Origin of the sequence: Litorihabitans aurantiacus (assembly GCF_030161595.1) — a bacterium.
Classification (GTDB): domain Bacteria; phylum Actinomycetota; class Actinomycetes; order Actinomycetales; family Beutenbergiaceae; genus Litorihabitans; species Litorihabitans aurantiacus.
On record NZ_BSUM01000001.1, the window covers coordinates 840,152 to 852,129 of the forward strand.

At 73.1% G+C, this 11,978-nt stretch carries 7 protein-coding genes, 2 tRNA genes and 3 pseudogenes; 10 read left to right on the forward strand and 2 right to left on the reverse strand.

Features of this window, described 5'->3' with window-relative positions:
- Positions 1-20 precede the first annotated feature (20 nt).
- The 4 genes and pseudogenes from gltX (at position 21) to QQK22_RS03905 (ending at position 2,572) form a co-directional block, all read left to right on the forward strand.
- A pseudogene (gene gltX / locus QQK22_RS03890) lies at positions 21-1,438 on the forward strand (glutamate--tRNA ligase).
- Entirely contained in the window at positions 1,435-2,208 is a 774-nt protein-coding gene (locus QQK22_RS03895) for an HAD family hydrolase (RefSeq protein WP_284249552.1), read from the forward strand. The pseudogene gltX and the gene QQK22_RS03895 overlap by 4 nt, the downstream one beginning before the upstream one ends.
- A gap of 137 nt (positions 2,209-2,345) precedes the next feature.
- A tRNA-Gln gene (locus QQK22_RS03900) sits at positions 2,346-2,417 on the forward strand.
- Positions 2,418-2,499: 82 nt separating this feature from the next.
- Positions 2,500-2,572 (forward strand) — tRNA-Glu (locus QQK22_RS03905).
- Positions 2,573-3,132: 560 nt separating this feature from the next.
- Here the strand turns inward: QQK22_RS03905 and QQK22_RS03910 are convergent.
- Complete coding sequence (locus QQK22_RS03910; protein WP_284249553.1) at positions 3,133-3,852, reverse strand: IclR family transcriptional regulator; 720 nt, start codon at positions 3,850-3,852, stop codon at positions 3,133-3,135.
- Between the two features lie 132 nt (positions 3,853-3,984).
- Between QQK22_RS03910 and leuC the strand changes: the two are divergent.
- From leuC to QQK22_RS03925, 3 genes and pseudogenes are all read left to right on the forward strand, one after another.
- A pseudogene (gene leuC, locus QQK22_RS03915) lies at positions 3,985-5,464 on the forward strand (3-isopropylmalate dehydratase large subunit).
- Positions 5,465-5,487: 23 nt separating this feature from the next.
- Entirely contained in the window at positions 5,488-6,126 is a 639-nt protein-coding gene (gene leuD / locus QQK22_RS03920) for a 3-isopropylmalate dehydratase small subunit (RefSeq protein WP_284249555.1), read from the forward strand.
- A gap of 71 nt (positions 6,127-6,197) precedes the next feature.
- Positions 6,198-8,336, forward strand: a complete 2,139-nt coding sequence (locus QQK22_RS03925) for an acyltransferase family protein (protein WP_284249557.1) — start codon at positions 6,198-6,200, stop codon at positions 8,334-8,336.
- 45 nt (positions 8,337-8,381) lie between these two features.
- On the opposite strand, the gene QQK22_RS03930 is transcribed toward QQK22_RS03925, so the two are convergent.
- Entirely contained in the window at positions 8,382-8,837 is a 456-nt protein-coding gene (locus tag QQK22_RS03930) for a MarR family winged helix-turn-helix transcriptional regulator (RefSeq protein ID WP_284249559.1), read from the reverse strand.
- 194 nt (positions 8,838-9,031) lie between these two features.
- Here QQK22_RS03930 and QQK22_RS03935 point away from each other — a divergent pair.
- From QQK22_RS03935 to QQK22_RS03945, 3 genes and pseudogenes are all read left to right on the forward strand, one after another.
- Positions 9,032-10,540 (forward strand): annotated as a pseudogene (locus QQK22_RS03935) (MMPL family transporter); the annotation flags it as partial.
- A gap of 79 nt (positions 10,541-10,619) precedes the next feature.
- Complete coding sequence (locus QQK22_RS03940; protein ID WP_284249561.1) at positions 10,620-10,964, forward strand: MMPL family transporter; 345 nt, start codon at positions 10,620-10,622, stop codon at positions 10,962-10,964.
- A gap of 57 nt (positions 10,965-11,021) precedes the next feature.
- On the forward strand, positions 11,022-11,915 hold the full coding sequence (locus QQK22_RS03945; RefSeq protein WP_284249562.1) for an SDR family oxidoreductase: 894 nt from the start codon (positions 11,022-11,024) through the stop codon (positions 11,913-11,915).
- Positions 11,916-11,978 lie beyond the last annotated feature (63 nt).

An 11,978-nucleotide genomic window follows, 5' to 3' on the forward strand; every position in this document is an offset into this window, starting at 1 on the left:
CGGGCACCCCGCACGTCGGGATGATCCGGACCGCGCTGTTCAACTGGGCGCAGGCCCGGCACACCGGCGGCACGTTCGTCTTCCGCATCGAGGACACCGACGCCGCGCGCGACTCCGAGGAGTCCTACGCCGCGATCATCGAGTCGTTGCGCTGGCTCGGGATCGACTGGGACGAGGGCATCGAGGTCGGTGGCCCCGACGGGCCCTACCGCCAGTCGCAGCGCGGGGAGATCTACACCGGCGTCGTCGAGCAGCTGCGCGCGGGTGGGCACATCTACCCCTCGTTCTCGACGCCGGAGGAGATCGAGGCGCGCAACGCGGCGGCCGGTCGCCCGGCCCAGATGGGCTACGACAACGCCGAGCGCGACCTGAGCGAGGCCGAGGTCGCGGCCTTCCTCGCGGCCGGGCGCGAGCCCGTGTGGCGCCTGCGGATGCCCGAGGAGGACATCACGTTCACCGACCTCATCCGCGGCGAGGTGACGTTCGCGGCCGGGTCGGTGCCGGACTTCGTCGTCGTACGCGCGGACGGCAAGCCGCTGTACACACTCGTCAACCCGGTCGACGACGCCCTCATGGGCATCACCCACGTGCTGCGCGGCGAGGACCTGCTGTCCTCCACGCCCCGACAGATCGCGCTGTACCGCGCGCTGGTCGAGATCGGCGTCGCCCCCGAGGTGCCGCAGTTCGCGCACATGCCGCTCGTGCGAGGCACCGGCAACAAGAAGCTGTCCAAGCGCGACCCCGAGTCGAACCTGTTCACGCACCGCGACCGCGGGTTCATCCCCGAAGGGCTGCTGAACTACCTCGCGCTGCTCGGGTGGGCGATCGCGGCGGACCGCGACATCTTCACGATGGACGAGCTGGTCCAGGCCTTCGACATCGCCGACGTGAACCCCAACCCGGCGCAGTTCGACCTCGCCAAGGCCGAGGCGATCAACGCCACCCACCTGCGGATGCTCGCGCCGGAGGACTTCCGCGCGCGGCTCGTGCCGTACCTCGCGCAGACGCTGTCGGCCCCGAGCTACGACCTCCTGAGTGACCGCGAGCGCGAGATCCTCGACGCTGCCGCGCCCTGGTGCAGGAGCGCATGGTCCTGCTGGGCGAGGCGCCGGAGATGCTGGCGTTCCTGTTCACAGCGGGCGACGCCGTCGTGATCGAGGAGGACGCGCGCGCCACTCTGAAGGAGGGGGCGGCCGACGTCCTCGACGCCGCGATCGGCGCGCTCGAGCCGCTCGAGGACTTCTCGGCCGAGCCGATCCAGGCCGCGCTGCGCGAGGCGATCGTGGACGGTCTCGGCGTGAAGCCGCGCCTGGCCTTCGGACCGCTGCGGGTGGCCGTCAGCGGCCGGCGCATCTCGCCGCCGCTGTTCGAGTCGATGGAGATCCTGGGGCGCGAGTCCTCGCTCGGTCGCCTGCGGGCGCTGCGCGCCAGCCTGTGAGCGCCGCGGCGTCGTCGGCCGCGCGCCTCGGTCCCGTGCTCGACGGCGTACGCGCCGTCCTGCTCGACATCGACGACACGCTGATCGACACGCGCGCCGCGTTCGGCACGGCGATCGACGCCGTCGCCGAGGTCTACCTCCCGCACCTCACGACGGCGGAGGTCGCCCAGGCGCTCGAGATCTGGCGGGCGGATGCGCAGGGCTTCTACCGGCGGCACACGGCCGGCGAGCTCTCGGCGGTGGAGCAGCGGCGGCTGCGCGCCGCGGAGGTCCACGAGCGCTTCGGCGGACCGCCCGTGGACGCCGCGCTGTTCGAGGACTGGAACGCGATCTTCCGTGAGGGGTTCGCGGCGGGGTGGCGCGTGCACGACGACGTCGTCCCCCTCCTGGACGCGCTGGACGCCGCCGGGGTGCCGTTCGGCGCGCTGACGAACGCACCGCTGGCGCTGTCGCGGGACAAGTTCGCCCGGACGGGTCTGGGGGAGCGGGTGGCGATCCTGGTGACGCTCGACACGTTCGGGGTCGGCAAGCCGGACCCGCGGCTGTTCCGCGAGGCGTGCCGGCTGCTCGGGACCGAGCCGGGCGAGACCGTGTACGTCGGGGACGAGCTCGACGTCGACGGCGTGGGGGCGCGCCGCGCCGGCCTGCGCGGGGTGTGGCTGGACCGGCCGGGCGTGCGGCGCGGTGGCGTGCACCTCGAGGACCCGGCGGTGGCGCGGGAGGCGGGCGTCGACGTCGTGACGAGCCTGCGCGGGCTGCTGGGCGAGTGAGGGTCGACGGCCTCGGGGGAGGATCGGCGTGATCCCGCCGGTTTGGCCAGGCCTGGATTTGCTTGTACAGTAGACCGGCGGTTGAAGGAAGGGCTGCGGCGGGATTACCCGGTGCAGATCCGATCCGGATACCCCCTTGGGGTATGGTGTAATTGGCAACACGGCTGATTCTGGTTCAGTTGTTCTAGGTTCGAGTCCTGGTACCCCAGCGGTTTGAGGAATCAGGCCGATTTCGCTTCACGGCGAGGATCGGCTAGAGTCTTCGAGGCCACTCCGGTGGCTGACCAGCACGGCCCCATCGTATAGCGGCCTAGTACGTCGCCCTCTCACGGCGGTAACGCGGGTTCGAATCCCGCTGGGGTCACAGCGCAAGGCCCCCGATCTTCGGATCGGGGGCCTTCGTCATTCCCGGACGCGGTCGACGTCGACGCGAGCGACCATCTCGTTCTGCCGGCCGGAGCCCGAGTCCCGGCGCCACTCCCGAGAACGCCCTGTGCTGCTCGGGGATCCGGCTCGAGCAGCACCCGCCGTTCTCACGAACCCTGCGGCGGCCGAGAACGCCCTGTGCTGCTGCGCGGTCTCCTTCGAGCAGCACCCGCCGTTCTCGCGAGTGGTGTGGGGCGCGCCGTGCGACGGGGGTGGGGGTGCGCGGGGCAGTCCCGGGCCGACCCTGTTCGTATCGAGCATGCGCAGGGCTGCCGTATCGGGTGGATACGGCAGTGGTGCGCATGGTCGGCGTGGGCGGGCCGGGCGTGCAGGGTTGGACGGCGTCGAGCATGCGCAGGGCTGCCGTATCGGGTGGATACGGCAGTGGTGCGCATGGTCGGCGCGGGGGTGGCGGAAGCACAGGGGTCGAGCATGCGCAGGACTGCCAAATCGGGTCGATACGGCAGTCCTGCGCATGCTCGCGATGGAGGGCGGCCCTCAGTGCTCGTCGGAGCGCTTGAGCACCTCGGACAGCCGGTTCGCGGCACTCATCACCGCGGCGGCGTGCATCCGACCCGGCTGTCGCGTCATGCGCTCGATCGGGCCCGAGATCGACACCGCCGCCACCACGCGCCCCGACGGGCCGCGGACCGGAGCCGACACCGAGGCCACCCCGGCCTCGCGCTCCGCGACCGACTGGGCCCAGCCGCGCCGTCGCACACCCGAGAGGATCGTGGCGGTGAAGGAGGCGCCGTGCAGCCCGCGGTGCAGCCGGTCCGGCTCCTCCCACGCGAGCAGGATCTGCGCGGCCGACCCCGCCTGCATCGCGAGCTGGACCCCGACCGGGATCGAGTCGCGCAGCCCCATCGGCCGCTCGGCCGCGGCCACGCAGATGCGCGAGTCGCCCTGGCGGCGGAACAGCTGCGCGCTCTCGCCGGTGTGGTCGCGCAGCGCTGTCAGCACGGGACCGGCGGCGGCGAGCAGCCGGTCCTCGCCGGCGGCGGCAGCCAGCTCGGCCAGCCGCGGGCCGAGAACGAAGCGCCCCTGCAGGTCGCGGGCGACCAGGCGGTGGTGCTCCAGGGCGACGGCGAGGCGGTGCGCCGTCGGGCGCGCCAGGTGCGTCGCCGCGACCAGCTGGGCGAGCGTCGAGGGGCCCGCCTCGAGCGCACCCAGCACGATCGCCGCCTTGTCGAGAACGCCCACTCCACTTGTGTCCATGCGCTGATACTGGCGTCTCGCTCGCTGAGACGCAAGTTCGCGCGCCGGAGAGTTCGAGCACAATCGCCGCAACGGTTCGTCCGCCCGGCTGCACGATCTGCTCGCCGGGCGCAACGCGATGAGGTGAGCGGTATGGGCAAGACCCTGGCTGAGAAGGTGTGGGAGGCGCACATCGTGCGCAAGGGGAGGACGGCGCGCCCGACCTCCTGTACATCGACCTCCACCTGTGCCACGAGGTCACCAGCCCGCAGGCGTTCGAGGGTCTGCGGCTCGCGGGCCGCCCCGTACGCCGCCCGGACCTCACGATGGCGACCGAGGACCACAACACCCCCACGCTCGACATCGACCTGCCGATCGCGGACCTCACGAGCCGCACGCAGATCGACACCCTGCGCAGCAACGCGGCGGAGTTCGGCGTCCGCATTCACTCCTCGGCGACGCCGACCAGGGGATCGTGCACCAGGTCGGCCCGCAGCTCGGCCTGACGATGCCGGGCATGACGGTCGTCTGCGGCGACTCCCACACCTCCACGCACGGCGCCTTCGGCGGTCTCGCGTTCGGCATCGGCACGAGCGAGGTCGAGCACGTGCTCGCCACCCAGACGCTCCCGCTGCAGCCGTTCAAGACCATGGCGATCAACGTCGTCGGCGACCTGCCCCCCGGCTCCACGAGCAAGGACATCATCCTGGCGATCATCGCCAAGATCGGCACGGGCGGCGGCGCCGGCTACGTGCTGGAGTACCGCGGCGAGGCCATCGAGAAGCTCTCGATGGAGGCCCGCATGACGATCTGCAACATGTCGATCGAGGCCGGCGCCCGCGCGGGCATGATCGCCCCCGACCAGACGACCTTCGACTACGTCGAGGGTCGCCCGCACGCCCCGCAGGGCGAGGACTGGGACGCCGCCGTCGAGTACTGGCGGACGCTGCGCACCGACGACGACGCGACCTTCGACGTCGAGGTGGAGCTCCGCGCGAGCGACCTGGAGCCGTTCATCACCTGGGGCACCAACCCCGGTCAGGGTCTGCCGATCAGCGCCTCGATCCCCGTGCCCGAGCAGATCGCGGACGAGAACGAGCGCGTCGCCGCCGAGCGCGCCATCGAGTACATGGGTCTGATCCCCGGTCAGCCGCTGCGCGAGATCAAGGTCGACACGGTCTTCATGGGTTCGTGCACCAACGGCCGTATCGAGGACCTGCGCTCGATCGCCAAGGTGATCCAGGGGCGCCACAAGCACGACGACGTCCGCGTGCTCGTCGTCCCCGCCTCCGCCCGGGTGCGGCTGCAGGCCGAGGCCGAGGGTCTGGACCGGATCTTCCTGGACTTCGGCGCCGAGTGGCGCAACGCGGGGTGCTCCATGTGCCTCGGCATGAACCCGGACCAGCTCGCCCCCGGCGAGCGCTCCGCCTCGACGTCGAACCGCAACTTCGAGGGTCGCCAGGGCAAGGGCGGCCGCACGCACCTCGTCTCGCCGCTCGTGGCCGCGGCGACGGCGATCCGCGGCACGCTGTCCTCGCTCAGCGACCTCGACCTGCCGGACGGCACCGACCTGACCACCTTCGACGGCACGCCCCTGGCACCCCTGGACCCCGCGGTCCTGGTCCAGGTCTGAGCGCGAGCGAGAGGGAGCACACCATGGAGAAGTTCACGACCCACACCGGCGTCGGCGTCCCGCTGCGCCGCAGCAACGTCGACACCGACCAGATCATCCCGGCCGTCTACCTCAAGCGCGTCACGCGCACCGGGTTCGAGGACGCGCTGTTCGCGGCCTGGCGCGGCGACCCCTCCTTCATCCTCAACCAGGACGCGTACAAGGCCGGCACGGTGCTGGTCGCCGGGCCCGACTTCGGGACCGGCTCCTCGCGCGAGCATGCCGTCTGGGCGCTGAAGGACTACGGCTTCAAGGTCGTGCTCGCCTCCCGCTTCGCGGACATCTTCCGCGGCAACTCGGGCAAGCAGGGCCTCGTGGCCGGCATCGTGGCGCAGGAGGACATCGAGCTCCTGTGGAAGATCCTCGAGAACGACCCCGGCACCGAGGTGACGGTCGACCTCGAGCACCGCACCGCGAGCGCGGGCGAGGTCACCGTGCCGTTCCAGATCGACGACTACACGCGCTGGCGCCTCATGGAGGGGCTCGACGACATCGGCCTGACCCTGCAGCACGAGGCCGACATCACCGCGTTCGAGGCCACGCGCGAGAGCTGGCGCCCGAAGACCCTCCCGGCGCGCACGCTGCCGAAGGTCGAGATCGAGGCGGCACGCGGGTCGGCCTGACCTCGGGGCGGACGGGCGTGTCCTAGGCTCGGGGACCGCACCCACCCGCACCACCCAGGACGGCCCGATCCATGACGACCACGCTCGGACGGATGCCCGCATCCCCGAGCACCCCGACGGCGCATCGCCCGCCCGAGGGCCCGGTCACCCGTCGCGAGACGCGTCCGCACCCCGAGCGCCCGACGGCGGAGCGCGCCCCCGCGCCGCCGGTTCCGGCGCATCGCCCCTTCGCTCACCTGCGGGGGCTCGACGGCGTCCGCGCGCTCGCCGTCGTCGCGGTCCTCGCCTACCACGCGGGGGCCACGTGGCTCCCGGGCGGGTTCCTGGGCGTCGACGTCTTCTTCGTCCTGTCCGGCTTCCTCATCACCGCGCTGATCGGGCACGAGGTCGCGACGACGGGGCGCCTCGACGTCGCCAGCTTCTACCGCCGCCGCATCGCCCGCCTGGTGCCGGCGCTGTGGACGGTGGTCGCCGCCGTCGCCGTCGCGGGCCTGGTCTGGCGCGAGCAGCTGGACGCGCTGCGCGGGGAGATCCTCGCCGCGCTCACGTACTCCTCGAACTGGTGGCAGATCGCCACCGACAGCTCCTACTTCTCCTCCGGCGGACGACCGCCGCTCCTAAGGCACCTGTGGTCGCTCGCGCTCGAGGCGCAGTTCTACCTCGCGGCGCCGCTGCTCGCGTGGGTGCTGCTGCGGTGGGGGCGCCGCGTGCTCGGTCGGATCGCGCTCGGGTTCGCGCTCGCCTCGACGGCGCTGATGGGGGCCTGGGCGGTCGTGGCCGAGATGCCCGTGCCGTTCGATCCCTCGCGCCTGTACTTCGGCACCGACACCCACCTCGCGCCGATCATGACGGGGGTCGCGCTCGCGTGCGTGTGGCGGCCCTGGCGCAGCTGGCCGGCGGGGTCGGTGGGGTCGATCTCGACGGCGTCGGCACCCTCGCGAACGTCGACGGGGACGAGCTGGCTGCGGGGCAGCGACGTCACGCCGCGCTGGCGCGCCGGGGCGCTCACCGACGTCGTCGGCGCCGGAGCCCTGGTGGCCGTGGTCGGCGTGATGGCGACGGCGACGGAGCTGTCGAGCGGCCTGTACCGCGGCGGGTTCCTGTCCTTCAGCCTGCTGGCCGCCGTGCTCGTGGCCGCGGCCGCCCACCCGGGCACGCTCCTGGGCCGCGCGCTCGCGCTGCCGCCGCTGCGCTGGCTCGGCACGCGCTCCTACGGCATCTACCTGTGGCACTGGCCGGTCTTCGTGCTCGCCCGGCCCGGGCTGGACGTCCCGGGCCCCGAGTGGCTCGTCCAGGTCCTCCGCATCGCTCTCGTCCTGGGGGTGGCCGAGATGTCCTACCGCTTCGTCGAGCAGCCGGTGCGCCGGGGTGCGCTGCGGCGCTGGGTCACCTCCCTGCGCTCCACCACCCGTCCGCGCGGGCGGCGTCGGGTGGCCGCGGTCGCGCTCGTCGCGGTGACGGCGCTCGCGCTCGCCGTCGCGTTCGTGCCGGGGCGGACGTCCGACGTCGAGCGCGCGTGGCAGAGCGCGCAGTCGCGCAGCGCGCCCGAGGTCTCGGCGCAGGGGGCGCCGGCGCCGGGCCCGACGGCGCCGTCCGCCGGGTCGACGACGCCGACACCACCGCCGGACGCGGCACCCACCGCTCCGGCGGGTGCGACATCCCTGGCTCCGGCGCCGGACGCCACCGCCCGGCCCGGCCCCGCGACCACGGAGCCGGGCGCGGCGCCGGCGCCCACCCCGGCCGAGGTCCTGGGGAGCGTCACAGCCGTCGGCGACTCGGTCCTCGCGATGGTCGCGCCCGACCTGGAGGCCCTGGGCGTGAGCGTCGACGCCGAGACGTCGCGGCAGTTCCGCCCCATGGTCGACCTCGTGATCGCCGCGCGCGACGCGGGGACGCTGGGCGACACCGTCCTCGTGCACGGCGGCACCAACGGCCCGATCCAGGAGGCGGACCTGCGCCGGCTCCTGGACGCCACGACCGATCGACGCGTCTTCCTGGTCGACGTCGAGGCGCCGGTCGCGTGGGAGGAGCCGAACAACGAGCTGCTGCGGCGCGTGGCGGCGGAGTATCCGAACACGGCCGTCGTCGACTGGTCGGCGACGGCCCAGGCGCATCCGCAGTGGCTCTACGACGACGCGATCCACCCGCGAGAGGGCGAGGGCACGGCCGGGGTGGCGGCGCTGCTCTGGGACGCGATCCAGCCGGACTGAGGTGAGACGGGCCGGGGTGAGACGGGCCGAGGTGAGCGGGACGCGTCAGGAGGCGCGCGCCGCGGCCTCGACCGCACCGCGCAGGTAGCGCACGACGACGGCGCGCTCGGAGTCGCTCAGCGACGCGTCCAGGCGCGCGAGCGCCCCGAACATCTCGCCCAGGTGCGAGACGACCTCCCGCCGGGCGGAGGCCGTCAGCACCACCTCGGTCCGGCGGCGGTCGCTGACGTGCGGGCGGCGCTCGACGTGCCCGCGCGCCTCGAGACGGTCGACGATGCCGGTGGACGCCGCCGTCGAGACGTCGAGGAGGCGGGCGATCTCCGCCGGCCCGATGGGGGCGCGCGCGAGGTGCTCCAGCGCGTGCACCTCTGTCTCCGAGAGCCCGGCCGCGCCCGCGAGGTGGCTGCGGACGCCGGACTCGAGCCCCATGACCTCACGCAGCAGCGTGAGCGACTCGGTCTGCTCCCAGGCACCGGGGGTGGTCAGGTCGACCTCGGTCACACTGCTCACCTCGTTCGTCGGATCCGTGGAGCCATCAGTCTATCGCCCGCCGTATAGTTAAGCGACTTAGCAACTAGCGGAGTGTCATACGGGCTGCGACGCCCGACGACGAGAGGCGACGAATGTCAGGACCGATCAGGCACCGCGCGAGGATCTGGCTGCTCGCCCTCATCCCCCTCGTCCTCGGCGTGCTGATGATCACCGTGGTCGGCGGCGGCGAGCGCGACCGGCTCCCGACCGACCAGCTCCCGGCGGGCTACGACTCGACTCTCGGCGCCGAGCTCGCCGAGAGCCTCCCCGACGAGGCGGGGTCGACCGCCGTCGTGGTCTTCACCGCCGACACGCTCACCCCCGACCGGCTCGGCGGCATCGGCGCGCTGCTGACCGACGTCACGGGTGCCGAGCCGGTGCTCGTCCCGTCGCAGGACGGCACCGCCGCCCTCGGCATCGTCCCGATCGAGGCGACCAGCGCGAGCGCGGTGGCCGACGCCGTCGTCGAGCTGCGCGGCGAGCTCGACGCCGGGGCGCCCGACGGCGTCACCGCCCAGGTGACGGGTCCGGCGGGTATCGAGGCCGACCTCGCCTCGGTGTTCGACGGCGCGGACGTGCGGCTGCTCGCGGTCACCGCCCTCGTCGTCGCCGTCCTCCTCGTGATCACCTACCGCAGCCCGATCCTGTGGGTGGTCCCGCTGGCCGTGGTGGGCGTCGCCGACCAGACCGCCGCCGCCGTCGCGACCCGCGTGCTGGCGGCGTTCGACGTCGCGTGGGACGAGTCGACCACGGGCATCCTGTCGGTCCTCGTGTTCGGCGCCGGCACCAACTACGCGCTGCTGCTCATCTCGCGCTACCGCGACGAGCTGCGCCGGACGCCGGACCGGTTCGCGGCGATGCGGCACGCGGTGCGCCGCACCGCGGAACCCGTGCTCTGCTCGGCCGGCACCGTCGTCGTCGGGCTCCTGACGCTCCTGCTGTCCCTCGTGCCGACCACGCGCGGCCTGGGGCTCGCGTGCGCCGTCGGCGTCGCGGTGGCCGCCTTCTTCGTGCTCGTCTGCCTGCCCGCCTGCCTGGTGCTGTTCGGGCGATGGGTGTTCTGGCCGCGCGCACCACGCGTGGGCGACCCGCTCGCGAGCGAGACGCGGTCGGTGTGGCGGCGCGTCGGCGACGGCGTGGCGCGCCGCCCGGTCGCGGTGGGCTCCGGCGTCGTCGTCGTGCTCGCCCTGCTCGCCGTCGGCAGCGCCCAGCTGCGTCTCGGCCTCGACACGGCCGAGCAGTTCCTGGCGAAGCCGGAGGCGATCGCCGCGGCGGAGCGCATCGCGGAGTCCTTCCCCGCCGGCACCTCGAACCCGACGCTCGTCACCACGCGCGCGGACGCCGCCGAGGTCACGGCCGCGATCGAGGGGGTCGACGGCGTCGCATCGGTCGCGCCGGCGGGTGCGGGCGACGGCGTCACGCAGCTCCAGGTGGTCCTGGACGTCCCCGAGGGGAGCGCGGCCTCGGACACGACCGTCCTCGCGATGCGGGACGCGCTCGCACCGCTGGCGGACACGCACGTCGGCGGTCCGGAGGCGCAGCGGCTGGACGCCACCGACGCCGCCGCACGCGACCGCGGCCTGATCATCCCGCTGATCCTCGGTCTGGTGCTGGTGGCGCTCGCGGCCCTGCTGCGGGCGGTCGTCGCACCGATCCTGCTGGTCGCGACGGTCGTGGGCACGTTCGGCGCGGCGCTCGGCGTCTCCTGGTGGATCTTCACGGGGGTGCTGGGCTTCTCGGCGCTCGACGAGGGTGCCGCTGCTGGCGTTCCTCTTCCTGGTCGCGCTCGGCGTCGACTACAACATCTTCCTCGTCACCCGGGCGCGCGAGGAGAGCCTCGCGCACGGTCCGCGGCAGGGGATGCTGCGGGCGCTCGGCGCGACCGGCGGCGTGATCACGAGCGCGGGCGTCCTGCTGGCCGCGGTGTTCGCGGTGCTCGGCGTCCTGCCGCTCGTGGTGCTGGCCCAGCTCGGCGTCGTCGTCTGCATCGGCGTGCTGCTGGACACGCTCGTGGTGCGCACGATGCTCGTGCCCTCGCTCGCCCTGGTGCTGGGGGAGCGGTTCTGGTGGCCGCGCCGGTCGCCACGCAACCCGTGACCTACCCCGCCGCCCGGGCATACGTTCGAGGGGAACCTCTCCCTCGGAAGGACGACCATGCGCACGCAGTACACCTTCACCGACCCGACCTCGCTCTACGCCGACATCCAGGCCCACCCCGACGACCAGACCGAGCCCGGTCTGGACCACGAGCTCCGCGACCGCGCCGACCTGGGGGAGGACACCTACACGGGCAGCGGTCGGCTGAGCGGGCGCAAGGCGCTCGTCACCGGAGCCGACTCGGGCATCGGCGCCGCGACCGTCATCGCGTTCGCGCGCGAGGGCGCCGACGTGGCGCTGGCCTACCTGCCGCAGGAGCAGGTGGACGCCGAGCGCGTGGCGGGGATCGCGCGGGAGGCGGGCGTCGCCGTCGCGCTCCTGCCCGGCGACCTCACCGACAAGGTGTACGCCCAGGGACTGCCCGACCGCGCCGTGGCGGAGCTCGGCGGGCTGGACATCCTGGTCAACAACGCCGGCAAGCAGATCTTCAACGACGACCTCACGACGCTGCCGGACGAGCAGTTCGAGCAGACCTTCACGGTCAACGTGGACGCGATGTTCTGGATCACGAAGGCCGCGCTGCCACACCTGCCGGCCGGTGCCACGATCATCAACACGACCTCGGTGCAGGCGTACTCGCCGTCGGACATCCTGGTCGACTACGCCTCGACGAAGGCGACGATCAACGCGTTCACGAAGGCCCTCGCGCAGCAGCTCGCGCCCAAGGGGATCCGGGTCAACGCCGTCGCGCCCGGGCCGATCTGGACCCCGCTGCAGGTGACGGACGGGCAGCCGCCGTCGGCCATCTCCGAGTTCGGGCAGGCCACGCCGCTGGGTCGGATGGGGCAGCCGGCCGAGCTCGCGCCCGCGTACGTGTTCCTCGCGTCGGCCGAGTCCAGCTACGTCCTGGGGGAGACGCTCAACGTCAACGGCGGGATGCCGACGCCCTGATCCGCCCTCGAGGCCCTGACGGGGTCCATCCGCCATGCGAGACGAAATCGTTCCCCGGGGAAC

What these genes read in the sequence shown, in the direction of transcription:
- QQK22_RS03910 (WP_284249553.1), bottom strand. Translation starts at nt 3,852, where the DNA reads ATGGACACAAGTGGAGTGGGCGTTCTCGACAAGGCGGCGATCGTGCTG.
- leuD (WP_284249555.1), top strand. Translation starts at nt 5,488, where the DNA reads ATGGAGAAGTTCACGACCCACACCGGCGTCGGCGTCCCGCTGCGCCGC.
- QQK22_RS03925 (WP_284249557.1), top strand. Translation starts at nt 6,198, where the DNA reads ATGACGACCACGCTCGGACGGATGCCCGCATCCCCGAGCACCCCGACG.
- QQK22_RS03945 (WP_284249562.1), top strand. Translation starts at nt 11,022, where the DNA reads ATGCGCACGCAGTACACCTTCACCGACCCGACCTCGCTCTACGCCGAC.